The sequence below is a fragment of the Bifidobacterium coryneforme genome, from assembly GCF_000737865.1.
GTDB classification, from domain to species: Bacteria; Actinomycetota; Actinomycetes; order Actinomycetales; family Bifidobacteriaceae; genus Bombiscardovia; species Bombiscardovia coryneformis.
In genome coordinates, this window is sequence record NZ_CP007287.1 from 1,102,374 (window position 1) to 1,129,107 (window position 26,734).

22 protein-coding genes are annotated in these 26,734 nt (G+C 62.0%); 1 reads left to right on the forward strand and 21 read right to left on the reverse strand.

Annotated features, from left to right (window positions below):
• Positions 1–64 precede the first annotated feature (64 nt).
• From bcor_RS04325 to bcor_RS04415, 19 genes are all read right to left on the reverse strand, one after another.
• Entirely contained in the window at positions 65–1,093 is a 1,029-nt protein-coding gene (locus bcor_RS04325; protein WP_033498055.1) for a LacI family DNA-binding transcriptional regulator, read from the reverse strand.
• A 122-nt stretch (positions 1,094–1,215) separates the two neighbouring features.
• On the reverse strand, positions 1,216–1,998 hold the full coding sequence (locus bcor_RS04330) for a TlyA family RNA methyltransferase (RefSeq protein WP_051875806.1): 783 nt from the start codon (positions 1,996–1,998) through the stop codon (positions 1,216–1,218).
• Positions 1,999–2,011: 13 nt separating this feature from the next.
• Entirely contained in the window at positions 2,012–2,275 is a 264-nt protein-coding gene (locus tag bcor_RS04335; protein ID WP_148303956.1) for a hypothetical protein, read from the reverse strand.
• 4 nt (positions 2,276–2,279) lie between these two features.
• On the reverse strand, positions 2,280–3,356 hold the full coding sequence (locus bcor_RS04340) for an HAD-IIA family hydrolase (RefSeq protein WP_033498051.1): 1,077 nt from the start codon (positions 3,354–3,356) through the stop codon (positions 2,280–2,282).
• Between the two features lie 3 nt (positions 3,357–3,359).
• Positions 3,360–5,486 (reverse strand): tetratricopeptide repeat protein, encoded by a 2,127-nt coding sequence (locus tag bcor_RS07660; RefSeq protein ID WP_051875672.1) that lies wholly within the window; start codon positions 5,484–5,486, stop codon positions 3,360–3,362.
• A 15-nt stretch (positions 5,487–5,501) separates the two neighbouring features.
• Positions 5,502–6,833 (reverse strand): tyrosine--tRNA ligase, encoded by a 1,332-nt coding sequence (gene tyrS / locus bcor_RS04350; protein ID WP_033498049.1) that lies wholly within the window; start codon positions 6,831–6,833, stop codon positions 5,502–5,504.
• Positions 6,834–6,966: 133 nt separating this feature from the next.
• Entirely contained in the window at positions 6,967–7,701 is a 735-nt protein-coding gene (locus bcor_RS04355; protein WP_033498048.1) for a GDSL-type esterase/lipase family protein, read from the reverse strand.
• A gap of 122 nt (positions 7,702–7,823) precedes the next feature.
• A complete protein-coding gene (gene argH, locus bcor_RS04360) occupies positions 7,824–9,314 on the reverse strand; it encodes an argininosuccinate lyase (protein ID WP_051875673.1) in 1,491 nt (496 codons plus the stop codon).
• Positions 9,315–9,391: 77 nt separating this feature from the next.
• Entirely contained in the window at positions 9,392–10,630 is a 1,239-nt protein-coding gene (locus bcor_RS04365) for an argininosuccinate synthase (RefSeq protein ID WP_033490304.1), read from the reverse strand.
• 111 nt (positions 10,631–10,741) lie between these two features.
• Positions 10,742–11,275: an arginine repressor gene (locus bcor_RS04370; RefSeq protein WP_033490335.1), complete on the reverse strand. Its 534-nt coding sequence runs from the start codon at positions 11,273–11,275 to the stop codon at positions 10,742–10,744.
• Positions 11,272–12,249, reverse strand: a complete 978-nt coding sequence (gene argF, locus bcor_RS04375; RefSeq protein WP_033498047.1) for an ornithine carbamoyltransferase — start codon at positions 12,247–12,249, stop codon at positions 11,272–11,274. Before argF ends, bcor_RS04370 begins: the two co-directional genes overlap by 4 nt.
• 102 nt (positions 12,250–12,351) lie before the next feature.
• Positions 12,352–13,671 (reverse strand): acetylornithine transaminase, encoded by a 1,320-nt coding sequence (locus tag bcor_RS04380; protein ID WP_081870347.1) that lies wholly within the window; start codon positions 13,669–13,671, stop codon positions 12,352–12,354.
• Positions 13,652–14,608, reverse strand: a complete 957-nt coding sequence (gene argB, locus bcor_RS04385; RefSeq protein ID WP_033498046.1) for an acetylglutamate kinase — start codon at positions 14,606–14,608, stop codon at positions 13,652–13,654. The genes bcor_RS04380 and argB overlap by 20 nt, the downstream gene beginning before the upstream one ends.
• A gap of 50 nt (positions 14,609–14,658) precedes the next feature.
• Positions 14,659–15,828, reverse strand: a complete 1,170-nt coding sequence (gene argJ, locus bcor_RS04390) for a bifunctional glutamate N-acetyltransferase/amino-acid acetyltransferase ArgJ (protein WP_033498045.1) — start codon at positions 15,826–15,828, stop codon at positions 14,659–14,661.
• Positions 15,825–16,901: an N-acetyl-gamma-glutamyl-phosphate reductase gene (gene argC, locus bcor_RS04395; RefSeq protein ID WP_033498043.1), complete on the reverse strand. Its 1,077-nt coding sequence runs from the start codon at positions 16,899–16,901 to the stop codon at positions 15,825–15,827. Before argC ends, argJ begins: the two co-directional genes overlap by 4 nt.
• A 191-nt stretch (positions 16,902–17,092) precedes the next feature.
• Positions 17,093–17,734: an MFS transporter gene (locus tag bcor_RS04400; protein WP_051875674.1), complete on the reverse strand. Its 642-nt coding sequence runs from the start codon at positions 17,732–17,734 to the stop codon at positions 17,093–17,095.
• Positions 17,735–17,758: 24 nt separating this feature from the next.
• Positions 17,759–20,365: a phenylalanine--tRNA ligase subunit beta gene (gene pheT / locus bcor_RS04405; RefSeq protein WP_148303957.1), complete on the reverse strand. Its 2,607-nt coding sequence runs from the start codon at positions 20,363–20,365 to the stop codon at positions 17,759–17,761.
• 6 nt (positions 20,366–20,371) lie between these two features.
• Positions 20,372–21,436, reverse strand: a complete 1,065-nt coding sequence (pheS, locus tag bcor_RS04410; protein ID WP_033498119.1) for a phenylalanine--tRNA ligase subunit alpha — start codon at positions 21,434–21,436, stop codon at positions 20,372–20,374.
• Between the two features lie 59 nt (positions 21,437–21,495).
• Positions 21,496–22,434 carry a TrmH family RNA methyltransferase gene (locus bcor_RS04415; RefSeq protein WP_033498041.1) on the reverse strand — a complete coding sequence of 313 codons (939 nt, stop codon included), beginning with the start codon at positions 22,432–22,434 and terminating at the stop codon, positions 21,496–21,498.
• Between the two features lie 181 nt (positions 22,435–22,615).
• Here bcor_RS04415 and bcor_RS04420 point away from each other — a divergent pair, with 181 nt between their 5' ends.
• Positions 22,616–23,236, forward strand: a complete 621-nt coding sequence (locus bcor_RS04420) for a superoxide dismutase (protein ID WP_033490347.1) — start codon at positions 22,616–22,618, stop codon at positions 23,234–23,236.
• 185 nt (positions 23,237–23,421) lie between these two features.
• On the opposite strand, the gene bcor_RS04425 is transcribed toward bcor_RS04420, so the two are convergent.
• Both bcor_RS04425 and bcor_RS04430 read right to left on the reverse strand, forming a co-directional pair.
• Positions 23,422–26,028 (reverse strand): ATP-binding cassette domain-containing protein, encoded by a 2,607-nt coding sequence (locus bcor_RS04425; protein WP_148303958.1) that lies wholly within the window; start codon positions 26,026–26,028, stop codon positions 23,422–23,424.
• Entirely contained in the window at positions 26,025–26,711 is a 687-nt protein-coding gene (locus bcor_RS04430) for an ECF transporter S component (RefSeq protein ID WP_081870348.1), read from the reverse strand. The genes bcor_RS04425 and bcor_RS04430 overlap by 4 nt, the downstream gene beginning before the upstream one ends.
• Positions 26,712–26,734: the final 23 nt, after the last annotated feature.

A 26,734-nucleotide genomic window follows, 5' to 3' on the forward strand; every position in this document is an offset into this window, starting at 1 on the left:
CACTATTATCGACCGACTATTTCGATAATTTTCGATAGGTGCTTCTATTTGACCGCCGAAAGGCTCATCCTCTCGTGGAAACAGGCCCGACAGACCCCCGCCGCAGGTAATTCGAGGGAATCAGTTCAACGGACCCAAGGCTCAGATTGCGCCCCTCAAGCCGATCCATGAGCATATCCACCCCACGCGAGCACGTCTTGTTGGGCTGCATGGGGATTTCATCGATGGGCCGCTCCATAACCGACGCATTGCCGAAGGTGCTCAGGGCCAGGAGCGATACATCGCCGGGGATGGACTTTCCGCGCCTGGATAAAGAGCCGATGACGTTATTCATATGGCTGATGTTGGTCTGGGCCATGATCGCAGTAATCCCCGGTGTCGCTTTATATGCCTCAGCGATGACCTCCTCTACGTGCCTGGCGTCATCCCCGGTGGAATACCTGAAATCCAGGCGCACCCCCAGTACCTTTGCGCGCGACTCGATGGCCTCCCTTGTCCTGACGAGGAAGTTGGAACCGAACCGGTAGCTCTCCTCACTGGCACCGATAAAAAGCACCTCCCTGTGCCCCAACCGGTAGAACTCATCCATGGCCATCCTGCCCATGGACTCAAAGTCCATGTCCACGGAAACGACATCGGCATGATTCTCGGCACAACCGATTGAAACATAAGGCACCATGGAGGTCCGAGCATGCGCCACCCGTTCATCGTCGGTGTTGACGTCCAGCAGGAGAACCCCATCAACCATGCCGCTGTACGACATGCGCAGAAGCTCATCCTCCTCGTTCTCATCCGTCAGCAGGACCACATTGTAGTGATATCGGCGAGCCCTGGCCACGACGGCGAAGAAGAAGGTGGCGTAGTTGCTGTAATCGGTATAGCTGTGCATGGGGGAACTCAGGGCGATCAACCTGGTCCGCGCCCCCTGCCGAAGCATGACCGCCCCCTTCTTCGGGCGGTAGTCCAGAAGACGTACAGCCTCCAGGACCCTCAGCTTGGTCTCGTCGCTGACCCGACGCTTTCCTGAGAGAGCATACGAAACGGTGCTGATGGAGACTCCAGCTTGAGCGGCAACGTCTTTGATTCCGGCCACGTGACCTCCTGCAACAAGGGGAAACTGGGCATGAACCAATATAGCATTGGTCACCAGTGACCTTTCCGGCCCGCCTCAGCCGGGTGTGCGGCAGGCCATCAATCAATCAGGCTACCGACGTATCAGGGCCTGGGACCGTTCGAAAGCCAGAGCAGGTATTCGATATTGCCGTGTGCTCCGGTAATGGGCGACGGTATCCGCCCCCTGACCTCGAAGCCGGACTCCTCGGCACACCTGGTCACACGCTCCACAGCCTGGACACGACGGTCCTCCTCGGTGACCACGCCATGGTGGCCGAGGAGTGTTCTGCCGACTTCGAACTGGGGCTTTATCAGGAGAATGCAGTGGGTATCCGGGGCAATGATGGCCGGCAGGACGGGAATCACATAGGTCAGGGAGATGAAGGAGACATCAGAGACCACATAGTCCGGCCGGTAGGGCAGATCGTCAGGTCCGACATCGCGGATATTGACGCCGCTCATCTCAAGGACCCTGGAATCCCGGGCAATCCGGTCAATCAGCTGGTCCTGCCCCACATCCAGGGCAACCACCCTGCTCGCCCCCCTGCGTAGAAGGAGATCAGTGAAACCACCGGTTGAGGCACCGATGTCCAGACAATGACGGCCTTCCGGCCCCGGTAGCCCCATGGGTTCGAAGGCTTCAAAGGCACCGGCCAACTTATAGGCGCCACGGGAGGCATAGTCGGCCCCCTTGTCGACCTCGATCAGGTCGCCTGTCTTCACCTTGGTCGATGGCTTTGTGCAAACGGTGCCCGAGAGGCGGACCGATCCATCCTGAATCAACCTTTGGGCCCTGGAGCGGGAATCCGCAAGGCCCAGATCCTGGATGACACGATCCAGACGGCCCGGCTCTACGACCTGGGCACCCGACCCTGCGTCTTCCATGGATTCGGGGGAATCAGTCCTGTCCATGCAACTCCTTCTGGAGTGCGGCAAGGGCACTCTGATATGCCTTGACCTGGTCCTCAAGATCCAGGTCATCAATGTGGTCCAACTCGGGGAATCGCCCGACAAGCTCCTTCATGCCCGTAGCATTCTCCCCACGGGCCGTCGGCTCCTGCGATGAGGAGGCATCGACCCGTCCGGCTTCACCAGCAGCTCGGGCCATCATTTTCAAGGGGTTGGCCTTGCTGCCACCCTGGTCGGTTCCCTGGTTGTCCATATGGTCAGGCACCGATTCTGAATTGGGGAAGACGCAGGTCGTGCACATCGTGCCCCTGGTCCATGTACTCCCAAACGGCGCAGGCACTGGCCCGAACGGCGTCCAGATCCGTCCTGGGATCATAGGTGCTCTCGACACCATCGTGTGCCTCGGAGGAGTGCAGTTCCACGGTTCCACCCCTCAGAACAGCCGTGGCGCGCCCACAATGCCAGATCTGGTCGGCGGACTTCTCGGGGGTTGCATGTGGCGTGACCAGCCCGAGGAGGTCAGCGCTGATGTAGGTGGGACGATATTTGGGTTCAGCCAGGATGATGGACTCGACACTGGCCACGCCGGTCAGAACCACCAGGGAATCATACCCGCCCCGATTGGCCGCCTCGATATCGGTATCCAACCGGTCACCGACCGGTAGGCACTCCTTGGCGGGAATCGGCTCGGCTCCATCGGCCAGCATCTGTCGGGCCTCGTCATACATGGCGGACTCGGGCTTGCCGGCCGAAGCCTCCGGTGACTTGCCACTGGCGATTGCCACCGTTTCGACCATGGCACCGTTCCCCGGTGCTATACCCCCCTCCCGGGGGATGGTCCTGTCCATGTTGGTCGCGAAGAAGCGGGCACCCTGCCCGACGGCATAAGCGGCTGCTGCCAGATCTTCCCAGTTCTGTTTCGGGTTCCAACCCTGAATCACGGCTTCGGGATGGTCGCTTGCCGCACCCACCACTTCCAGCCCGTTGGCCCTGACCTCTTCGCGGAGATGGTCTGCGCCGATGACCAGGACCTTGGCCCCCGCATGGAGGTTATGGCGAAGCATCCTGGCGGCGACAATGGAGGAAGTGACAATCTGACGGTCATCGAGCTCCAGCCCGAATCCACGCAGCTGGTCCGCTACGACTTTCGGGGTCCTTGACGCATTGTTGGTGGTATAGGAAATGGTCATCCCCTGCGACTCGGCCTGGGATATACCCGTGGCCGCATTCCTGATGGGGTTGGCACCGCGGTAGACCACACCGTCCAGGTCCAAGAGGGCCAGACGGTAGGTCCGGGACAGCGAAGTCTCAATACCCTTCAGGAATGCGGTCATCGATCAATCCTCCCAGGTCTGGTCCATTTGGCCTGCATTGTCTGAGGCCTGATCTTCCAGGACTTCATCGGCAACAGGAGCCTGGGTGGCGCCCAAGCGCTCAGGATTGCCGTCAAGCTCTGCATCGTTCTGTTTCTTGCCCTGACCGGCAATGACCGAAGGGATCCAGCCGACCTGGGCCGGGATGACCTCTGGTCGGACGGTATCCTGACCCCAGACGAAGGTGCCGGACCGCTGCGAATCCAGCTCATCCAGATAGTCGCCTTCACTTGGATCGATGGAGAGTTCCTCCATCATCGAGTCATCCAGATGTTCCAGGTCATAGTCAATCAGAATCTCCTTGGGGGGAGCGTCCGGGTCCTCTTCCTCGTCGGCATACTGTGCCTCGAGTTTCTCCAGGAGAGGCTCAAGCTTCAAGGCATCTTCGGACCTTCCGGCCTGATCCAGGAAATTCTGCTCAGCCTGGACGGCACGCATCCGGTAGTCCCCGCTCAGCCCTCTGGCCTTGACCAGTGCCTGAACGGTTTCAATGGCCTTGTCCCACAGACCCAGATCGCCAAGGGCACCGGCGTAGACCAGGAACATCTCGACCTTTGACTCACCCGTCAGCCTCTGCGCCTCTTCCGAGGTGGCTTCTTCAATGGCCTTGCGGGCATTGCCCAGTCCCCGCTCGCAGTCCGCTATGAAGGGGAGATAATCCTGATACCCGTTCATCCGATAGGCTGTGCGGAACTCCTTCAGGGCCAGCTTGTAGTCACCCTGCCTGTATGCCACCAGGGCCAGGGTCTCCCGTGCCAGGTCAATCCTGGAAGCCTGCCTGGCAGCCCACTTGGCGTGGTCCAGCGCACCCTCCGGGTCGCTTTCCTCCAGAGCGTAGGCAGCCAGGACATGCAGGCCGATGTTCTCGGCATGCTCCTTGCTCAGACCGCGCAGGCGCTCACGTTCATCCTTGGAGAGCATGGACCACTCAAGTCCCTTGGGCATTTTCGGCTCACCCGGACGGCGGTCCGTATACGGATTCTGCGAGGGATAGGAGATGGTTCCGTCCGAATTGCGGCGGGCCTGGTCATATCCTTCGTGGCGGTCCCGCTGATAGAAGCCCCTGCGGTTGTCGCCGCGATCGTTTCTCCGATCATAGCCACGGTTGCCGCCACGGTCGTCGCGCCTGTTGTAGCCGCGCTGGTCCCTGTGGTCACCATGGCGGTCGAAGCCGTTGTCGCGGCGCCGATCGTCGTTTCGATCCCGGCGACCCTCGCCGTAGCCGCCGGACCTGCGATTGTCGTAACGATCGTCGCGGCGCTGATACCCACGGTCATCACGACGCTGGTGGTTGTCATCCCTACGACCATAGGTACGGCCATTCCCATGCCTGTCATCACGGCGGTCGTTGCGGCGATCATTGCCCCGTGAATATCCGCGGTTGTCGTCCCTGCGGAATCCACCCCGGTCATCACGACGCTCGAACCTGCGGTCCTGGCCCTGATGCCCGTCTTCACGGCGCCTGTCATCCTGACGCCGATCGTCTCGGCGTTGATACCCACGATCCTGACCCTGTCGACGGTCATGGAAGCCGCCGCCACGGTTGGAGCCGTACCCGCCACGACCACCGGAACGGCCACGGTATCCGTCGCGATCCCCGTTGTCGGAGCGGTAGCCCCCACGGTCATCACGATTATCCCTGTTCCGGAAGTCCCGACGATCGTCACCATCGCGGCGGTCGTACCCTCTGCGATGGTCGTATCCGCCATGACCGTTGCCGTCGTTGCGGCGACCCTGGTAGCCACCACGGCGGTTACCATCCTGCCGGCGGTCACCATACCCGGAGCGCCGATCATCACGACGGTCATGGTCGTTATGGCGGTATGAACCCTGCCGGTCATCGCGCCTGCGGTCACCGCCCTGGCCCTCCTGCCGGTCACGATTGCCGTGGAAGTCATCCCTGCCGTGACGGAACCCGCCTGAACGTGAACCTCCGCGATAGCCGCCGCCCCTGGAATCCGAGGACCCGTGGCCCTTGTAGCCGCCCTTGCCGCGGTAGCCCGAGTGCTGGCCGCCGGAGCGGAAACCTCCCGAGCGAGGGCCGTCGGAGTGGCCCCGGTCGTTGCGGGAGCGATTGTATTCTTCTGCCATCTGTGTCCTTTATTCCTACTTGGCGGCCTGGCGTTCGAGAGCGCCCAAGGCCTTCTTTCCTCTGCGAATCAGGGCAAAGCGCCCATGCAGAAAGTCATTCTCGTCCAGGACCATGTCCTGGTCCTCCACCCGCTGATTGTTCAGGTAGAGACCACCCGACTTGATGGTCTTCCGGGCCTCGGATACCGATTTGAAAAGGCCTGCACCAACTCCGGCCTCCGCTACGCGCTGTCCAACCTGAGCGGCGGCGAAGACCCGACTACCGTCGGCTCCCTCCACCTTGAGGCCGTCCAGGGCGCTGTCGAGCACATCTTCGTCCAACTCCTCCAGGGTCTTTCCACGGCCAAAGAGGGCACCGGAGGCATCAATGGCCCCCTGGGCGGCATGATCGCCGTGTACGTAGCTGGTGACCTCCCAGGCCAGGACCTTCTGGGCCTCTCGGGCTCCAGGATTGGCGGCCACCTCACGTTCCAGTTCCTCGATCCTGGTCTTGGAGAGGAAGGTGAAGGTCTTCAGAAGCTTGACCACCTGGTCGTCGGACTGGTTGAACCAGAACTGATAGAAGCGGTAGGGACTGAACATTGTCGAGTCCAACCAGACGGCGTTCCCTTCGGACTTGCCGAACTTCTTGCCCTGGGAATCCGTAATCAGTGGGCTGGTCATGACATTAACCGAGGCTCCACGAACCTTGCGGATCAGGTCGAGCCCGGAGGTCAAATTCCCCCACTGGTCGCTTCCACCCAGCTGAAGGGTGCAGTGGTAGCGATCGAAGAGCTCCAGGAAGTCGTTGCCCTGCAGAACCTGGTAACTGAACTCGGTGAAGGAGATCCCCTCGTCGGAGTTGAGCCGGCGCGCCACGGTGTCCTTGGCCAGCATGGTCCCCATGCGGAAGTTCTTGCCCACGTCACGCAGGAAGTCGATGACGCTCATGGACCCGGTCCACTCGAAGTTGTTGACGAAACGGACAGCCTGCTCGCCCTCGGTATCCAGGAAGCGGCCAATCTGCCTGCGCAGGCGCTCAGTCCACTCGGAAACGGTCTCCTTGGGGTTCAGCGTCCGCTCCCCCGACTGGCGGGGATCGCCAATCAGCCCGGTGGCACCGCCGACCACGGCTATGGGATGGAGACCTGCGGCTTGGAGGTGACGCATGTTGAGCAGCTGGACAAGATTGCCCACGTGAAGGGAGGGGGCGGTCGGATCGAATCCGCAATAATAGGTCACCGATTCATCGCTCAGGGTCTTCTTGAGCTCGACCTCATCCGTGCACTGGGCTATGAGACCGCGCCACTTGAGCTCGTCGAAGAGCGAGTCGAAGCCCGCTTCCTTGAAATCAGTGACCTGCGCCATGTGAGGCAACTCCCTATCAAATTATCGTGAATGTAGTCGTAACCTATCCATTCTTGCAAATGAGGGCGACACCGAGACCCGCTTTCAGGCCTGATATTTCACCCAAAAGCATGACGGGACGTCGGAGGTCCGATCAGGCGGCACGGAGCTCATCTATGAAAGACTCGGGCAACTTGCCCACCACACAATAAGCCATGCGTCGATAGCCTTCACGCCCAGGATGGAAGTGATCGATACCCCAGAAGTCCTCCCGGTCCGTACCGACATCGTCATGAGTGGCATCCACGTAGGTCACACCCGCCCGGGCACAGACCTCCTTGCTGATCGCGGTCTGCCGGTCGATCCGCCGCTCCACCTCAGCCCGCAGGGCCCTGCCCAGGGCGGGATCGCGATAGAGCTGGCCCGAACTGAGGACCAGGACCCGGTTCCCCTTGGACTTGGCCTCTTCGAGGGTGGCGTCCAGATCGGTCCGCCATTCATCCCAGGACCTATTGGCCATGATGTCATTGGAACCGGCGCAAACCACCAGAAGGTCGGCATGGCCGGTGAAGCCCGGAAGAAGCCGGTAACGCACCCGCCGGATGGTGGCCCCCAGCCGACCGTGAGCCGACCATTGCACCGATCTGCCCATACGTGATGCCAGTGCCTGTGCGATGGCGGGAATGAATCCCTGGTTTTGATCCGTAACGCCACATCCAACCGCCATGGAGTCTCCAATGGCGACCAGGGTCAGCGGACCGGCCCCGGAATGGTGGATATCCGACCCCTCCGGCACCGAACAGATCCCTTGGCGTTCCCCCGCCGGTTCCGCCGCCAACTTCACATGATGCTTGGCCCACCAGGCCTCGACCAGCACCACCGGGTTCATACCTACCACTGCCTTCCCTTGAAAATCAAGGAATCAGCGGACCCACAGACCACACAGATGGCCGGAGCCTGCCTCACCTTATATACCGAGATGGCATTGTATCTCAGGCGACAGGCCCAGACTCACCGGGGAGAATGGTAGGCGGGGCCATCCGAAGTCGACCTGGCGAATTGTTCAAGGTCATCGAGGAGCTTCCCGGCCTCCTCCATCTGCTCCGCCACACGTCCGGGCGAGGTGCCACCGCGACCATTCCTGGCCTGTACGGAACCAGCCGCGGAGAGAACCTCGCGCACCTTCGGAGCCTGGTCGTCCGGCAGGTAGTTCCGGAATTCCCGGATGAAGTCCTGATCGGTCAGATCCCAAAGCTCGCAGCCCCTCCCCTCTGCCAGCTTGACGCAGGCCCCGGAGAGTTCGTGGGCATGCCTGAAGGGAACGCCCTGCTTGACCAGCCATTCGGCCAGGTCGGTGGCCAAGGCGAACCCCGTGGGAGCCTGGTCCTCAAGCCTGTTCTTGTTGAAGGTCAGGGTGGCGATCATCCCCGTGAAGGCCGGCAGGAGCACCTCCAAGGTATCGACCTGGTCGAAGACCGCCTCCTTGTCTTCCTGAAGGTCCCGGGCATAGGCTGTGGGCAGCCCCTTCAAGGTGGCCATAAGACCTGTCAGATCACCGATCAGACGGCCGGCCTTCCCCCTGGCCAACTCTGCGATGTCGGGGTTCTTTTTCTGCGGCATGATCGATGAACCGGTCGAGTAGGCATCGTCCAGGCGGACGAAGGCGAACTCCTGGGTGTTCCAGATGATGACCTCCTCTGCCAGACGGGAGACATCCACCCCAACCATGGCTGCGATGAAGGAGAACTCGGCCACGACGTCCCTGGCGGACGTTCCGTCGATGGAGTTGGCACTGACCCTGGAGAATCCGAGCTCATGTGCCACGGCCTCGGGGTCCAGGCCGAGGGTGTTTCCGGCCAGGGCACCCGACCCGTACGGACTGGCATCAGCCCGTTTATCCCAGTCCACCAGTCGTTCCAAGTCGCGAATCAGGGGCCAGACGTGTGCCAGGAGTTGGTGTGACAGGAGGACGGGCTGGGCATGCTGCATATGGGTCCGTCCAGGCATGACCGTGGATCCGGCCTTTCGGCACTGGTCCATCAGAGCCCGGACCAGTGCCAGAATCTGCCCGGCCACGATACGGGCATGACGGCGCAGCCAGATGCGAATCAGGGCCGCTATCTGGTCGTTCCGCGAGCGGCCGGCACGCAGTTTCCCACCCAGCTGGTCGCCTGCCAGGGCAATCAGACCACGTTCAAGGGCTGTGGCCTCGTCTTCATCGGACTCGTTGGGGGTGAAGGCTCCTGAATCAACCTGATCCTGGAGTCGGTCCAGTACCTCCTCCATGGTCTTCAACTCTTCCGAGGTGAGGAGACCGGCTCCGGCCAAGGCCCTGGCATGGGCACGTGAACCTGCCAGGTCGTCATCGGCCAGCCGCCAGTCGAACTGGGTCGACTTGCTGAGTCTGGCAAGCTCCGGCGAAGGCCCGGAACTGAACCGCCCGCCCCAAAGGGCCATTCCCTGGTCCTGGGGACTCTTCACGTCCTGATTAGCCTCTTGCATCTCTTCTCCTCTTCCCTGCACCCGCAAGCCATGACCACCCTCCTGCGAGCGCACCCCTGTTCCTGTTCCGGGTCCCTTTACTCGACGGCCTGTCCCGGCACCTCAACACCCTTGCCGAAGCGGACGTCCCTGGCGGCGGCGACCCTGTCGGGCAGACCGTAGATCTCGATGAACCCGTTGGAGGCGTTCTGGTCGAAGCTGTCTCCGGATTCGTAGGTGGCAAGGCTGTAGTCGTACAGGGAGGTGTCGGAGCGACGCCCGGTCACCACAGCCCTCCCGCCGTGCAGAATCATACGAATCTGGCCGCTGACGTACTCCTGGGTCTCCTCGATGAAGGCGTTCAGGGACCTGACTGCAGGCGAGAACCACTGCGCATCGTAAACAAGCTCTCCCCACCGCTTGTCGATGTCGCGCTTGATCCGATGCTGCTCACGTTCGAGGCAACAGTTCTCCAACTCCTGGTGGGCGGTAATCAGGGCGATGGCGCCCGGGGCCTCATAGAGTTCCCGGGATTTGATACCGACCAGACGGTCCTCAATCAGATCGACCCGTCCGATACCCTGGGCACCTGCACGTCGGTTCATCTCCTCAATGGCCTGAAGGGGGGTCACCTCCCTGCCGTCAATCCTGACCGGAATGCCCTTCTCGAAGTCGATGGTGACCTCATCCTCGACCGGAGGGAAGGCCGGATCCTCGGTGTATGAGTAGACGTCCTTAGTGGGACCGTTCCAGGGGTCCTCCAGATAGCCGGTTTCGATGGCCCGCCCCCAAACGTTCTGGTCTATGGAGTAGGGGCTCTTCTCGGTCTGCTCAATGGGAAGGTTGTGCTCCTTGGCGTAGGCAATCTCCACATCTCGCATCAGCCCCAGATCCCGAATCGGGCTGATGGCCTTGATGGTCGGGTCTATCGACATGATCGATACCTCGAAACGGACCTGGTCATTCCCCTTGCCGGTGCAACCGTGGGCGATGGTGTCGGCCCCGAACTGGTGGGCGGCCCTGACCAGGTGCTTGGTGATCAGGGGCCGGGAAATGGCGGATACCAGCGGGTAGACGCCCTCATACATGGCATTGGCCTTCAGGGCCATCATGCAGTACTCCGAGGCGAACTCGTCACGGGCATCGACGATGTAGGACTCCACAGCCCCACAGTCCAGGGCCCGCTTCTTGATGGTCTGGAGGCGCTCCCCGCCCTGACCAACATCCAAGGAGACGGCCACCACGTCCTTACCGGTGCGCTCCTTCAGGTAGGGGATGGCCACCGAGGTGTCCAGACCGCCCGAATAGGCAAGTACAATGCGGTTCTTCTCACTCATGACTCTGCTTCTTTCCTTGGTGCTTGTTTGGCTTGACGATTCTTCTGCGCGTACGGTTCCCTGCATCGACCTGCCGGCCGTGCGGCTCGGTCACTGCTCCGATGCCCTCTCTCAGGCGGAGGGAGAGTCCTCACCCGAGGTGATGGAGAGAAGCCAGTCTGCACGACTCTTGGCGCTGGCCTCATCCGCGGCGATGATCAGTACCGTATCGTCCCCTGCGATGGTGCCCAGGATGCCCTCCAGAGGCTGCCGGTCCAAGGCGGAGGCCGCATACTGGGCCGCACCCGCCGGTGTTCTGACCACCAGGAGGTTCTTGGCCTGCACCACCGAAGTAATCAGACCGGTCAGGACCTTGGAGAGATAAAGGTCGGTCTTGTTCTCCGATCCGGCATCGATTCCGACCGGCACCCCCGCCTCCAGGGCGGACTGGTCTGTGGCGTCGGGAATCCAATAGGCCATGGTTCCGTCGGGGTAGCGCAGTTTGGTGGCATGCAGGTCATCAAGATCACGGCTCAGGGTTGCCTGGGTCACATCGATCTGCTGCTCCTCAAGAATGTCGGCCAACTGTTGTTGGGAATTGACACGGGTACGGGCCAGAGCCTGCCGAATGGCATCCAGGCGGGCCACCTTGGAAGTCGGCCTCATCGGCACACCCCCTCAATCAGGTCCATCCGCCCGGTGGACTGGGCCACCAGCCAGGTCAGGAGCGCTTTCTGTGCATGGAGCCGGTTCTCCGCCTCATCCCAGACCACGGATCTTGGGCCGTCAATGACATCGGCGGTCACCTCCTTGCCCCGATATGCCGGCAGGCAGTGCTGGAAGAGGGCATCCGGTTTGGCCTTGTCCATCAGCGAGGCATTGACCTGGTAGTCCCAGAAAGGCTTGGACCTGGTTGCGGCCTGGTCCTCCTCCCCCATCGACACCCAGGTATCGGTGAAAACGCAGTCCGCCTGGTCGACAGCCTGGACCGGGTCGGTGGTGACCAGGACGGATCCCCCGTTCTGCTCGGCCAGGGCGCTGGCCTCTTCGACGATGCCCGGGTCAGGCAGGAAACCGTTGGGACCGGCCACCCTGACATGCATCCCGGCGACCGCCCCACCGAGCAAGTACGAGTTGGACATGTTGTTGGCAGCGTCACCCAGATAGGCAATGGTCATCCATGGCAGGGCATCCACCCCACCCCGGTGCTGGGCCAGGGTCAGGAAGTCGGCCAATATCTGGCAGGGATGGAAGGAATCGGTCAAGGCGTTGACCACGGGCACGGTGGATTCCGCCGCCATGGTCTCCACCCGATCCTGCCCGAAGGTGCGCCAGACGATGGCGGATGTCATCCGGGTCAGGACCCGGGCCGTATCCGCCACAGGTTCGCCCCTACCCAGCTGGGAACCGTCCTTGTCGATGACCAGGGGGTATCCACCCAACTCGGCAACCCCAACGGAGAAGCTGGACCTGGTACGCGTGCTGGGCTTGTCGAAGATGACGGCCACGGCCTGGGGGCCTTCGAATGGGCGGGCCAGATACCTGTCCTGACGGAAGGCCAGACCCAGTTTCAATACCTCCGCCTGCTCGTCATGGCTCAAATCGTCGTCCCTGAGCATGTGCCTCAGTCTGTCTGCCATCGGTTTCCTCCGTTTCCTTTCCTCATGTTTCCATTAGCCTTGATGCACCTGCAGCGAACGGCGGGCGCTGCCCGCCCTTCCTGAAATACCGGTCGGCACCGATCAATCATCAGGTAAATCACCGGGTACCTGGGCCAGAATACCGACAGCCTGGTCTATATCGCCCGGACCGATGATCAGGGGCGGTGCCAGGCGTATGGCATCGGGAGCCACGGCATTGACAATCAGCCCGTGGTCAAGAGCCCAGGATGCCAGGGCATGAGAGCAGGGATGGCTCAGCTGGACCGCATCCAAGAGTCCCCTCCCCCGGGTGCCGACGTAGAGTGGGTTCCCCGTATCCGCCATTCCCTGACGCAGCCGATTGCCGGCCGCCCGGGCATTCTCAAGAAGACCCTCGTTCCGAATCGTATCGAGCGTGGCCAACCCCAGTGCTGAGGCCAGGGGGTTTCCGGCGAAGGTGGACCCATGCAGGCCCGGAGCGAGCAGATCGGACAGCTCCTGCCCGAAGGCGATGACACCCCCCATGGGAAAACCGCCCGCCACCCCCTTGGCGAAGGTCACCAGGTCCGGTCTGACTCCTCCGGACAGGGTCGGGTCCTGGAAGGCGAACCAGTATCCGGTTCTACCCATGCCTGTCTGGACCTCGTCAACAATCATCAGGGCTTGGTGGTCATTGCAGAGGCTGCGCACCGCGGAAACATAAGCCGGGTCAAGTGGCCTGACCCCGGCTTCACCTTGGATCAGCTCCATGATGACGGCTGCGACCGGCCCTCCGGCCGTGTCCGCGAAAACCGACTCCATGGCATCGATGTCTCCGGCAGGAACGAACTCCACACCTGGGACCAGGGGGGTGAATGGCTCCCGGATACCCGGTTTCCAGGTGACGCTCAGAGACCCCATACTGCGCCCGTGGAATCCCCTGGTCAGGGCGACGATTCTGCCTGGCCCGCCGCCTTTCCCGGACAGCATGCCGACGCCATGGAGCCGGGCCATCTTGAGTGCGGCCTCATTGGCCTCGGTTCCCGAATTGGCGAAGTAGACATGGGAACCCTCCGGCGCCCCGGATATGGCCAGGAGGCGTTCGGCCAGCTCGATCTGCGGCCTGGAGGCGAAGTAGTTGCTGATATGGGCCATGCGGGAGGCCTGGTCCTCCAACGCCCTGTTCCAGGCGGGGTGGGCATACCCCACGGAGTTGACGGCGATCCCGGCCATCATATCCAGGTAGCGATTCCCATCCAGGTCCCAGATGTGGACACCTTGACCATGGTCCATGACCCTTGCCGGACTGCCAAAGACATTCATGTGGGCATGGCCGTAACGCTCCAGCCAGTCCCGGCTGCAGGGACCGACCGGGGTTTCAACCAAGGCACAGGCGGCCTTCCCCGTCTGCCCGGTTCCGGCCTTACTCGCCCCGGTGGTCATGGATCCCCCTCATTCTTATGCCGTCGCCGGGAACCACCATGGTCCCGATGCCGTTCTTGGTGAAAATCTCATTGAGAATGGAGTGGGGTCGGCGCCCGTCAATGATGTGGGCCTCCTCCACCCCGCCCCGGACCGCCTGGACACAGGCTTCAAGTTTCGGCTTCATTCCGGCCTGCATCAGGTCCATCACCTCTTCAAGATAGTCGGTGCCGATGCTGGAGACCAGGGATTCCTTCTTGGGCCACTCCCGGTAGAGCCCCTCCACATTGGTGAGGATGACAAGCTTCCGCGCACCCAGGGCCGAAGCCAGGGCACCTGCCGCCGCATCGGCGTTGACGTTCAGTACCTGGGTGGGATCGTTTTCATCGGGAGCCACTGAAGAGACCACGGGAATTCTCCCGGCCTCAATCAGGTCCTCTACGGCGGAGGCATCCACACCAACCACCTCACCGACCAGTCCCACGTCCACGGGCTTACCGTCAACCAGGGGCCGGCACCGGCTGGCCGAAAAGAGGGAAGCATCCTCTCCGGAAAGTCCCACCGCAAGGGGACCGTGGGTGTTTATCAGACCGACCAGATCCCGAGAGACCTGCCCGGTAAGGACCATCCGCACCACTTCCATGGTCTCAGGGGTGGTGACCCGCAGACCACCGCGGAAGACGGATTCGATTCCCAGAGCGTCAAGCATCCGGGTAATCTGCGGGCCTCCTCCATGGACAACCACGGGATGCATCCCTACCTGGCGAAGGAAGACCATGTCCTGGGCGAAGCACCGTTTCAGGTGCTCGTCCACCATGGCGTTCCCGCCGTATTTGACAACAATCCGCTGGCCACTGAACTCCTCCAGCCAGGGCAGGGCCTCTATCAGGACCTCCGCCTTCCGGTCATCATCCAGATCGGCATGGATTCCGGTCTGCAAATCCGGCAGTCCACCCATCGCCCCCTCCTTCGATTCGGTGATCGTCCCCAAGGTTCCGCCCTCCACCATCAGCTGGTGTAGTCGGCATTGATGGCAACATAATCGTGTGTCAGGTCATCGGTCCACACATCGGCCTGGGCCGACCCCTGGTGCAGGTCGATATCGATGTGGACCTCGGGGAGGGTCAGATCCACCAGGTCGGGGTCCTGACCCGGCTTGCCCCCGTCACATACCCTGATGCCGTTGAAGTCCACACTGACCCGCGCCGGATCGTAGGCCGCCTCGGATTCGGGAACGGTACCCAGGGAGGAGACCACCCTGCCCCAGTTCGGATCGTTTCCGGCAACGGCACACTTCAGCAGGTTGGACCCCGCCACAGCCCGGGCGCAGACAAGGGCTCCATACTCATCGTCGGCCCCCTGGACACGGATACGTATCTGATGATGGGCACCCTCTCCGTCACCGATAATCTGACGGGCCAGGTCGGAGCAAGCATGGTCGAGAAGGGCCTGGAACTCCTCCCTGTCGGGCCGGACGCCCGAAGCACCGGATGCCATGAGGAGAACGGTGTCGTTGGTGGACATGCACCCGTCCACGTCTATCCGGTTGAAGCTGGTATCGCAGGCCCGTCTGAGGGCGGTCCGCGCCTGGCCTGGATCGAGGACGGCGTCGGTGGTAATCAGGCAGATCATCGTGGCCAGCTGCGGAGCTATCATCCCCGACCCCTTGACCATGCCGCCCAGCCGGTAGCCCGCCCCGTCGAGGGTGACGGTCTTGCTGGTGGTGTCGGTGGTCATGATGGCCTTGGCTGCATCGGCGCCGGCCCGATCATCCCCGGCCAGGTCGGCATGGGCCTGGTCCACTCCGGAAAGGATGGCATCCAAATGGAGCAGATGACCGATGATGCCGGTGGAGCAAATCGCCACCTGTTCCGGTTCCAGCCCCAACATGCCGGCAGCCCTGATGGCTGTGTTCCTGGTCTGTTCAAGCCCCTCCTGCCCTGTGCAGGCATTGGCGTTCCCCGAGTTGATGACCACAGCCCCCGCATGGCCGTCGGTCAGGATGTGTTCGGTCCAGATGACCGGTGCCGCCCGGAAACGGTTCGGTGTGAAGACTCCCACCGCCGTATCCATGGGCCCCTGATTCACAATCATGGTCAGGTTCTTCCGTTCCGACCCGCCTGTCCGATGGGCCTTGGCGGTCCCTGCCTGGAATCCTGCCGCATACGTCACGCTCATGGTGCCACTCCTATGGTCGTCAATCCCGTCTGTTCAGGTAGGCCCAGGGCCAGATTCATGGATTGCAAGGCTTGACCGGCGGTTCCCCGGGTCAGGTTGTCAATGGAAGCAAAAGCGATCAGTCGTTGCGCCCGCTTATCCAGCACAACCTGTATCTGGGCCGCATTGGATCCCAGCACATCCGCCGTCGAAGGCAGGACCCCCTCAGGCAGGAGCTGGACGAAGGGCTCTCCCGCATAGGCTTCAATCCAGATGGATCGGACTTCCTCCTCCGACAGGGATGACCCCCTCTCGGTCAGAGGGGCCGATACCGTGGCGAGTATCCCCCGCGACATGGGCACCAGAATCGGAGTGAACCCTAGCTTGAATTCAGTCCGGACACCATCGGAACCTGCGGCATGCCTGAGGTTCTGAATTATCTCGGGAATATGCCGATGCGCCCCGCCAACCCCGTAGGGATGGGCTGAATTAAGCGCCTGCGCGGCCAGAAGATCGACCCTGCCCGGGGTCTTCCCCGCTCCGGAATAGGCCACAACCAGATCGGCAACCAGGTCATCGGTCCGAACCAGCCCGGCCGATACGGCAGGCTGTATGGCCAGGGTCACTGCGGTTACGTTGCATCCCGGGCCGGCAATCCGGTGGGTCCCGGCCAGACGATCACGCTGCTTCCCGCCTCCGCCGAGCATGAGTTCAGGAAGGCCGTATGACCAGTGATCATGGAAGGGGCCACCATAGCAGTCATTCCAGTCACCGCTGCTTTCCAGTCGATGGTCGGCCCCCAGATCCACCACCAGGACTTCAGGATCCAAATCCTCGGCCAGGGCTCCTGAGCGTCCGTGCGGCAGGGCCATGATGATGATGTCGTGCCCGTTGAGAACGTCGGCCCGGGTCTCCTGTATGGGCATATCAGCCAGGGCCGGGATATGGGGCGAGTGGGATGCGAAGGAGTCCCCCACCGAGGATGCCCCGGTCAGGGTATCGACCCTGAATGCAGGATGACCACAGAGTAACCGGACCGCTTCGGTTCCGGCATAGCCCGTGGCTCCAGCCACCGCCACCGAGTATTCCTTCATATCCGCTCCCCTCACCGACCACCAACCATACTACATATTCATGCACGTTATTGCATATTTATACAGTTCGGCGTGTCGCCCTCGCACACGCAGACATGCGAAAGGACCGCCCGAACATTCCGTTCGAACGGTCCTCATCATCACGAACAACCTGCTTCAGGCCGCACCGTATCCGATACGGCTCCGGTCCTTCAGGCACTCACCCCGTCTGCGCCGCCGGTTCCGACGGTACCACCGGAATCACCTGGTAGGGACGGTATGGCCGACTGAAGCATCTGCCTGGTCAGATCATCCACGGAAACCCCGGAAACAACCATCCACAGCCAACCCAGGGTGTACAGCACGTTGAGGATGATGGCGGCAAGAGCCAGACCGAATCCCTTCATATGCAGAACCCGCGTCCGGTATATGGAGATTCCCCCCAAGACGGCCGACAACAGCGGAACCGGCAGGAACAGGGCCATCACGAAGGAAATAATGGCGTACGGGTCCCAATGACCATAGCTGGGATTCTGGGCAGGATCATCAAGATCGATACCGTTGACCACATGTCTGGGCCCATTCCCGGGATTGCCCTGGCCATTCATCGTGGGATACCCTGGTACCCCCTGTCCGACGGATGGCTGACGACCCGCACCCGATGCAGACCCGCTTTCGGACTTATCGGGTTCAGGGTCGGGCTTCCCGAAGACATAAGGGTTCCAGCCCGGGTACTGGTCGGCACGTGCGCCGTATGCCGGCTCCACACGCTGCCCGTACTGGGGCTGGGTCTGGTCCGTCTGACCGGCTTCGCGGAAGTTCTGGCTTCCCTGCTGGTCTTCCATGTCCATCATGTCCCCTCTTATCCGTGTTCAGGCTCAGGCGCGCAACTGCGCGCCAAGCTCCGAGGCTTTCGCCACGATGGCACCCCTCAGCGCCTCGCTGTCCTCCGATGTCAGGGTCTTGTCCGGAGCCCTGAAGGTGACCGCGAAGGCCAGGGACTTGGCATCCTGACCGATTTGGTCGCCGGTAAAGACATCGAAGAGCTCAATGGACTCAAGACTAGTCCCCGCGGCTTCTCTGATGGCGGAAGTCAGTTGATCGGCCGTGACCGATTCCGGGACCGTGAAGGCCAGGTCCTGACGGACCGGCGGGAAGGTCGAAATGGGCTTGGCCTGAAGTGGCTCGAAGTCCAGATGATCGAAGATCTCATCCAGATCCAGCTCGAAGGCCGCGGAGTGATCGGGGAAGTCCAGGGCCGCAATGACATGCGGGTGGAGTTCTCCGACCATGCCCACGAGCGTTCCATCATCAAGGACCACCTGCGCGGCACGGCCAGGATGCCACTGAACGGGGACCTGGTCGGCATCCGGCTGCTCCAGGTGGTACCGGGCACCAAGACGGTCCAGGACCCGGCGGGCCGATTCGACACCGTCGGTCCAGTCCACCTGGCGCCTGTCCTTGAGCCACCCATCCTCCTGGGCCAGACCCGTCAGCAAGGCGGCTACGTGCAACCGCTGCACTGGCAGTCCGGCATCCAAACCGGCCAGCTGCTCGTCACTGGGACGGGTGCCCCCAGGCAGGGTCGGCACAGCCGGAGCCTTGGGATCGCGGGTGAAGGTGTATCCAACCTCGAAGAGCGAGACGTTGGTGTTGCCCCGCCGCAGGTTCCGGGCCACGGTATTGGCCAGGGGCAGCATGAGGAATCGCCTCAGGAATGGACGGTCAGCGGCCATGGGATTGGCCAGTTCGACACTGACCGCCTCCTCCTGGTCGGGATCGTAGCCGAAGGCCGTCAGGTCCTGCCTGCCGACGAATGGATAGTCCAGTACCTCGGTCAGCCCATATTCAGCCAGGGTATCGGCCACCCAGCGCTTCCGGAGCTGACGGCCCGTCAGACCCACTTCACCCGTGACCTTGGCAGAGGGGATGTTGGTCGGAATCCTGTCATAACCGACCAGACGGGCCACCTCTTCAACAAGGTCGCATGCCTCGCCCAGGTCGGGCCTCCATGAGGGCGGCGTAACGGACAGGGTCCGGTCATCGACAGACTCGACCCGGCAGCCGATATCTTCCAGAATGGCGGCGATCTGGTCACGGTCCGTATCCAGATCCGTCAGTCGGGCCACCTGGGCAGGATCGAAATCAATCGCCGGCGCGGAACCGGTCCGATTCACATCCACGGGCCTGGCGTCAATCCTGGCGCCTCCGAATTCCTGCAAAAGCCCGGCCGCCATCTGCGCAGCAGCAGGCTGCATCTGGGGGTCCACCCCACGTTCGAAGCGCTTGGAAGCCTCGGAGGGCAGCTTGTGACGACGGGCCGACCGGGCGATGGTCACCTGGTCGAAGTGGGCCGATTCGATCAGGATGTTCTGTGTCTGGTCGGTCACCTCTCCGTAGAGACCGCCCATGACACCGGCCAGTCCAAGGATTCGGGAACCGGCCTCGCCCTTGGGCGAATCGGTAATCAGCAGGTCCTCGGTGCTCAGCTCACGGTCCTTGCCGTCGAGGGTGGTCAGACGTTCTCCCTGCCTGGCCCTGCGAACCACAATAGGACCTTCGATCTTGTCCGCATCGTAGGCGTGCAGGGGCTGGCCCAGGTCCAGCATGACGTAATTGGTCACATCCACGGGAAGTGAAATGGAGCGCATCCCGGCCCTGGTCAACCGCCTACGCATCCAAGCGGGGGTGGCGGACCCGGCTCGGTAGCCCTGGACCGTACGAACGTAGTAGCGGTCGCATCCCGGCACACCGTGAATGGGGCCGTCATCCTCGATCCGCACCTCGACGGCTCCCTGGTCACCCTGGTCGACCGCCTGAGGCAGGGCCTTGTTCAATTCCATGACCGGATCCGTATAGGCGGCACCGGTTGAGTGATGATATTCTCGAGCCACTCCACGGTAGGAGAAGGCATAACCCCGGTCGGGGGTGATGTTGATCTCCAGAACCGGATTGTCCATGTGGAGCAGGGCCATGGCATCATCGCCCGGTTTGAGGTCCTCGTACTCCTGATCGGTGAACCCATACTGCCGCAGGAGGATGATGCCGTTGTGGTCCGAGCCGAGCCCCAACTCACGCTCCGAGGCACACATGCCATCCGAGATGTGGCCATACGTCTTCCGCGGCTCGATCCTGAAATCACCGGGAAGGACCGCACCCGGCAGGGTCACGACGACCTTTTCACCGGCGGCCATGTTGGGGGCACCGCAGACAATGCCCCGCGGAACCTTCTTCCCGTCTTCATCAACGGCGTTGTAGGTCTCACCCACGTCGACATGGCACCAGTTGATGACCTTGCCATTCTTCTGGGGTTCGGGGGTGGCATCGACCACGTAACCGACCACGATGGGTCCGGTCACCGTGGACTGGTGGATCTCCTCCTCCTCAAGACCAACCCGGACCAGGTCCTTGGCCAGTTGCGGATAGGTCAGATCACCGGGAACCTCGACATGTTCCTTGAGCCAATCAATATCTACCATCGGCATATCGGGTCACTCCCCCATCTCAAACTGCTGGCTGAACCGCACGTCACCCTCGACCAGGTCGTGCATGTCGTTGATGTCATGGCGGAGCAGGAGGGTCCGCTCCATACCCACGCCGAAGGCGAACCCCGAGTACTTCTCGGGATCCACACCGGCGGAACGCAGAACATTGGGGTTGACCATACCGCAGCCGCCCCACTCAATCCATCCGGGTCCACCCTTCTTGTCGGGGAACCAGAGGTCCATTTCGGCACTGGGCTCGGTGAAGGGGAAGTACGAGGGACGCAGCCTCGTCCGGGCCTCGGGGCCGAACATGGCCACGGCCAACTTGTCCAGGGTTCCCTTGAGGTCGGCCATGGTCAGATGCTCATCGACGGCAAGGGCCTCGCACTGGTGGAAGACGGGGGTATGGGTGGCATCCAGTTCATCGGTGCGGAAGACCCTGCCCGTGCAGGCCACATAGAGCGGTACGCCACGGGTGATCAGGGATCGTGCCTGGTCCGGGGAGGTATGGGTGCGCATGACCATGTTGGACCCGACGAAGCCGGCGGCGTCCTTGGCCTGGTTTCCCTTGACATAGAAGGTGTCCTGCATCTGGCGGGCCGGGTGATCGGGGCCGAAGTTCAGGGCATCGAAGTTGTACCACTCGGCCTCCAGCTCAGGACCCTGGGCGATGCGCCAGCCCATGGAGACGAAGAAGTCCTCCACGTCCTCCATCAGCTTGGAGAGGGGATGACGTGCGCCCTGGGGCTTGCGCTCGACCGGAAGGGTCATGTCAACCCGCTCGGCCCGTAGACGACGGGTCTCCTCCTCCTGGCGCAACTGCCCTTCCTTGAGGCCGTAGGCCCTACCGAAATCGGCCTTGAGCTTGCCCACGAGCTGCCCGGCCGTCTTTTTCTGGTCTGCGGGCAGGACACCGATGGCCTTGCTGGCCCTGACCATGGCGGAGTCGGCACCCGAGTAGCGGGACCTGAGCGCCTTCAGCTCCTCCAGATCGGAGGCCTCCCGTATCTTCCCAATACCCTCGCTGACCTCATCCGTCACTGCTGTAGGGTCGAACTCTACCTCTGCCACCTTGGGACCTTTCACCTTGTAAGAGCCTGAAAACAGTGTTATATCGGTCTTTATAACCTTTACATTCTTTCAATACGACTCGACATGGCCAGGCCATAAAGAAGGACCGCCGCCGAGGTGGCCAGGTTGAGTGATTCCGCCCGGCCATAAATAGGTATGGAAACGATGGAATCCACCTGCTGCAGAAGCTCCGGAGGCAGCCCGCGAGCCTCGTTCCCGAATAGAACGACCCTGCCCCGGGCTGGCCCTCCGGTCGTGCTGCCGGATCCGGATTGCGCATCTTCCCGGGCCAGCAGGTCCGGCAGCTCGGTGGGCTTGCGATCAGGCGTGCCGTAGACATCCGCAGCAGTGATTCCATCTCCGCGGCCATGCACCCAGTCAAGGAAGTCATCGGTCCCCATGGTCAGAATCGGAATGTGGAAGGCCGAACCGGCAGTGGACCTGAGCACCTTTGGGTTGAGGGGGTCCACACAGTCGTCCACCAGGACCAGGGCCCTGCAACCTGCTGCATCGGCCGTTCTGATGACGGTCCCCGCATTGCCTGGGTCACGCACCTGCCAGAAGGCGGCAATCAGGTCCGGGCCTCCCTGACCATACCGCTCACCGTCATCGCCTGGCACCATCAGATCGGCAGGGTCGACCGCCATCCCCCGGGTATCACCCTGGGCGACAATCCCCTGGGCATCCGTGCTGATAGCCTTCATGACCCGTTCCGTTACCGGGTGTACGTATATGTTGTCGTGCTGCAGGGCATTCTCGGCAATGGCTGCCACGACCGGATTTAGAAACCCGATACCCCCCTGGCCCGATGCATCCCCGGTCTGCACATAGAGGTCCGTGACCAGGTCGGATCGGCAATCCACTGCCTCCCGGACGCTTTGCGGTCCTTCGATCAAAAAGCGCTCATGACGCTGCCGGGCCCTTCTTTCCTTGAGCTCGGCAAGCCGGCGTATGCGCTGCGAACGCGGGTTATCCATCAGGGTTTCTGTCAGGGGCATACCCACCACTCTAACTCTCTGTAATCAAGTTCACTGAACTGACCCCTGCAAATGCCTTGGCACACTGCTTCCCCGGGGATAGTCTGAGTAGACAAGCCAAATCGACTTGGTATTCCGAGCCTGCCGTTCGGGTTTTCCATCAAGGGTTGATGCCCTGCGGAGGCGAATGTAAGGAGACACCATGCCCGTATATACACTTCCTGAACTACCTTATGACTATTCGGCCCTCGAGCCCTACGTGTCCGGCAAGATCATGGAACTCCACCATGACAAGCACCATCAGGCGTATGTCAACGGTGCCAACCAGGCACTGGAACAAATTCACGACGCTGCCGAGTCCGGCAATGTGGCACAGTCCAACCTCCTGGAGAAGAATCTGGCCTTCAACCTGGCCGGTCACAAGAACCACACCATCTTCTGGAAGAACATGGCCCCGTCCATCGGACAGGAACCCACAGGCGAACTCAAAGCGGCCATCGAGGACCAGTTCGGTTCCTTCGAGGGCTTCCAGCGGTACTTCGAGTCCATGTGCGCTGGCATCCAGGGTTCCGGCTGGGCCGTCCTGGCATGGGATTCCCTGGGTGAGCGCCTGGTCACCCTGCAGATGTACGACCACCAGGGCAACCTGCCCGTCACCATCTTCCCGCTGATTCTTCTGGATCTCTGGGAGCACGCCTACTACCTGGATTACCTGAATGTCAGGGCAGACTATGTCAAGGCCTGGTGGCACATCGTCAACTGGGAGGATGCCTCCAAGCGCTTCGACGAGGTTCGCAACCTGAACACCAACCTGGTCAAGTAACCTTCCTCCCCGTGCCGCCCTGGGCGTGAATAGGGAAGAGATCCGGATACCCTTACGCAGAACCGCCGAGTATGGCGGGCGGAAGCGGTATCCGGATCTCTTTTCATATATGACCGCTCATGTGTGCTGTCCAGGAGTCTGAGAACTACCGGATCGACACCGCCGGAACGGGGAGCGGACTACCGTCAATTGCCGAAGTAGGAGATGGCACCCGTCAATCCGGCCACGGTCAGGGCCACCACCGGAACGGCAAGGCAGATCGATAGGTAGCACCAATCCCTGAGGCTGACTTTCGAAATCCGGGCATGGGTGCGTTCCACACGTCCACCGAACCCTCTGGCTTCCATGGCCGTAGCCAGGGTGGTCGAGCGCCTGATGGACAGGACCAGAAGGGCGAAGGCCTGCGGGAAGAAGGCCTTGAACCTGTTCTCATCACCCAACCCCCTGCTCCGCCTTGAAGCCGCAAGAGCGGTCCAGTCATCCCGCAGGACCGAGAAGAGTCGCAGCCCCGCCAACCCCCCGTACACGAACCGCTCAGGCAGGTGGAGAACCTGACTGAAGGCATCGGCCAGATCAGTGGCATCAATGCCCAGGACAGTGATGATGGCGGGTATTCCGATGGCGAGGATGCGCAGGGCAGTGGCAAGGGCCAGGTCCACCGAACGCTGGGTGACGTGAATCATCCCCCAGGTCCAGTACGTGGCTCCTCCGGCCTTCCCATACAGGATGATGGCCAGGGCCGACCCCGGAGCTCCCAGGAAGATGGGCCAGGCGGACCTGACAATCCTCCACGGGGTGAAGCCGGCCGCCATGAGGAGAATCAGCTCAAGTCCCAGAGCCACCGTGGCGGAGACCCAATCCAGACTGATCAGGAGGGGAAGGGCGGTCAGGAAGGCCCCCAGCAGGCGAAAAGCCGGATTGATGGAGGCGATATAGGCCGAGCGGCTTGACATTCTCGGAGGCTCGTCGCGTTGATTCATGGCCGCAACCGGCAGGACGACCGTATCCGGCACGTCCCGCCCACCCTCAGGGGCGATCTTCGCCTGTGCGGCAGCGGTCACCGGTGTTTGCCCGACTTCCCGCCGCGCCGATGCACAGACCGTTGCCTGCGAAGACCTCCCGACCGATTCGCCCGGCACCAGGCGTACCACACGGGCACCCAGGGCCTTGACCAGGTCCATATCATGAGTGACCACGATGATGCAGATCCCGTCGGCGCGCAGGGAATCGATCAACTGGGCCATACTGGTCCAAGTGACCCTGTCCTGCCCGAAGGTCGGTTCATCGAGTATCAGCACGCGGGGGGCCGCCGCCAGAGCGGCAGCCACCGTCAATCGGCGCTTCTCCCCCCCTGAGAGGGTATAGGGATTGGCACTGGCGTATTGGTTCAGGTTGAACCGCTTCAGAAGACTTCGGGCCCGTTCCCTGGCCTCTTCCTCGGTGGCTCCGGTTCTGAGCGGGGCCACCATGACCTCTTCAAGCACAGAGCCCCGGGCGAACTGATGCTCCGGATTCTGGAAGACATAGGAGATACGTGAGGCCAGGTCGGTGGATTTCCAAGCCGACGGAGCGGATCCGTCCGCCATCGGCTGGTCGGGACCGTCACCTCCGACCAGCTCGGCCGAGGCGACCACACGACCGGAGACGGGTTCCATAAGACCTGCCAGAGTCATGGACAGGGTTGATTTACCAGCCCCGTTGGCTCCGACCAGGGCCGTTACCTCCCCCGTATGAAAGGCCAGATTGATACCGGAGGCGATGGCCCTGCCGTCTCGCCCGACGGCAAGATCGACCGTCTCCAGAATCGGGTCGCCGGCGGTGGAACCCGGGTCTTCACCCAACCGGGGCCGGCTCGAAATGCGGTCCACCTGGTCCGCCGGCCCCTTATAGGGGTCGGGTACCCATATCCCCAAAGCGGCCAGGTCGAGGCTTCTGTCGGAGAAGACCTGCTCGGGCGTGCCATCGGCCATAACGATGGTGCGACGGAAACCGTCCCCTCCTGCCCTGCCTTCCTGACCTTCCACAGGGCCCAGCCCCAGCACGATGACCCTGTCGATCATTTCCATCCAGGGCTGCGCCCGGTGCTCCACCAGAATCATTGTGGAATGACGGCGGTCGAGAACCTGTCGAACCGCTCCGACAATCTGATGGACCCCGTCAGGATCCAGGTTGGCCGTGGGCTCGTCAAGAAGCAGAAGACCCGGTTCCATGGCCAGGGCTCCGGCAAGTGCCAGGCGCTGCATCTGTCCACCACTGATATGCATGGTGGACCTGGTCAGTTGCAGGTCCTGCAGTCCCACGGCACACAGGGACTCGTCGACCCTCCGCCATATCTCCTCCCTGGGGACCGCCATATTCTCGGGACCGAAGGCGACGTTATCACCAAGCCGCTGGAAGATGGCCTGAGCATCGGGATCCTGCAAAACAAGCCCCACGCGGCCGCCGACCCCACCAGCAGGTTGGCCATCGACCAGTATCCTTCCCCTGGTCACTCCCCCATCGGCGTCCTCCACCTCGATGGGCTGACCGCCAGCGGCACCGGCGTTCTGGACTCTGAGGGCTCCTTCCTGGTCACCCAGAATCCCGGCGATGCCCTCTAGAATTGTGGACTTTCCTATGCCGGAGGCCCCCAGGAGGAGCACACGCTGCCCGGCAGGGATGGACAGGGAGAGGTCACGGACCGCGAAATGACTCCGATAGGCGTGACGATACCCCCAGTGGTCCAGGTCCAGACCTGCCGGTCTGGTCAGATCCGATCCATCCCCGGGCTGTGCTGAATCGGCTCGGGTCACGCCTTGGTTCCTTTACGGCTTCCGCTCCTGGGCAGGCGGCCCGACTCGAAGCGATCGAGGGCACCGGTCCTGGCTATGGCCAGATAGAGATACCAGACCAGAACCCCCGCCAGGAGGGCACCGGAGACCAGGGTGGCCACCAGGTAGATCAGACCGTAAGGACCGGTCAGACTGATGGCTTGGAGATGGGTGCAGAAGGTGTATACCCAGCAGCCCAGCCCGGCAGCCATCCCCGACAGGGTGACCGTGGGCAGATTCCAGCGGCGATACCGGCACAGGGCGAAGACCAGCTCGGCCATGGCACCCTGGAGAAGTCCTATCAGGAAGGTTTCGACCGGAACCCATTGGCTGCCCAGGAGGGATTCCAGAACGGCGGCGACGACCTCGGCATAGATGGCCGCTCCGGGTCGACGCACGATGAGAATGGCGAGAGGGGCCGCAAAGAGATACAGACCATTGAGGATTCCGCCCAGGCCCGGGATAACACCATCGAGGAGAGACCAAGGCACCGACGTGACGATGGCCACCACCCAGTAGATGAATGCGCTGGCCACACCGATGACCGAAGCCACGGCGATATCGACCACCCGCCAACGATTGGAGTGCCTGATATGGGTGACTTCCCCGTCACCTCTGGATCTGTCATCTTCGCCTTGGAATGGGGTCTGATTCTGACTGTTCATGATTACTGTGCCTTTCCGTAAGC

Coding starts and splice junctions, on each gene's coding strand:
- bcor_RS04400 (WP_051875674.1), bottom strand. CDS start 17,734: ATGATGGACATGGAAGACCAGCAGGGAAGCCAGAACTTCCGCGAAGCC.
- argC (WP_033498043.1), bottom strand. CDS start 16,901: ATGAAGGAATACTCGGTGGCGGTGGCTGGAGCCACGGGCTATGCCGGA.
- tyrS (WP_033498049.1), bottom strand. CDS start 6,833: ATGGCGCAGGTCACTGATTTCAAGGAAGCGGGCTTCGACTCGCTCTTC.
- bcor_RS04380 (WP_081870347.1), bottom strand. CDS start 13,671: ATGACCACCGGGGCGAGTAAGGCCGGAACCGGGCAGACGGGGAAGGCC.
- argH (WP_051875673.1), bottom strand. CDS start 9,314: ATGCAAGAGGCTAATCAGGACGTGAAGAGTCCCCAGGACCAGGGAATG.
- bcor_RS04420 (WP_033490347.1), top strand. CDS start 22,616: ATGCCCGTATATACACTTCCTGAACTACCTTATGACTATTCGGCCCTC.
- argF (WP_033498047.1), bottom strand. CDS start 12,249: ATGGCAGACAGACTGAGGCACATGCTCAGGGACGACGATTTGAGCCAT.
- bcor_RS04355 (WP_033498048.1), bottom strand. CDS start 7,701: ATGAACCCGGTGGTGCTGGTCGAGGCCTGGTGGGCCAAGCATCATGTG.
- bcor_RS04330 (WP_051875806.1), bottom strand. CDS start 1,998: ATGGAAGACGCAGGGTCGGGTGCCCAGGTCGTAGAGCCGGGCCGTCTG.
- bcor_RS04340 (WP_033498051.1), bottom strand. CDS start 3,356: ATGACCGCATTCCTGAAGGGTATTGAGACTTCGCTGTCCCGGACCTAC.
- bcor_RS04370 (WP_033490335.1), bottom strand. CDS start 11,275: ATGAGGCCGACTTCCAAGGTGGCCCGCCTGGATGCCATTCGGCAGGCT.
- pheT (WP_148303957.1), bottom strand. CDS start 20,365: ATGCCGATGGTAGATATTGATTGGCTCAAGGAACATGTCGAGGTTCCC.
- bcor_RS04365 (WP_033490304.1), bottom strand. CDS start 10,630: ATGAGTGAGAAGAACCGCATTGTACTTGCCTATTCGGGCGGTCTGGAC.
- bcor_RS04415 (WP_033498041.1), bottom strand. CDS start 22,434: ATGCCCCTGACAGAAACCCTGATGGATAACCCGCGTTCGCAGCGCATA.
- bcor_RS07660 (WP_051875672.1), bottom strand. CDS start 5,486: ATGGCAGAAGAATACAATCGCTCCCGCAACGACCGGGGCCACTCCGAC.
- argB (WP_033498046.1), bottom strand. CDS start 14,608: ATGGGTGGACTGCCGGATTTGCAGACCGGAATCCATGCCGATCTGGAT.
- bcor_RS04335 (WP_148303956.1), bottom strand. CDS start 2,275: ATGGACAACCAGGGAACCGACCAGGGTGGCAGCAAGGCCAACCCCTTG.
- argJ (WP_033498045.1), bottom strand. CDS start 15,828: ATGAGCGTGACGTATGCGGCAGGATTCCAGGCAGGGACCGCCAAGGCC.
- bcor_RS04430 (WP_081870348.1), bottom strand. CDS start 26,711: ATGAACAGTCAGAATCAGACCCCATTCCAAGGCGAAGATGACAGATCC.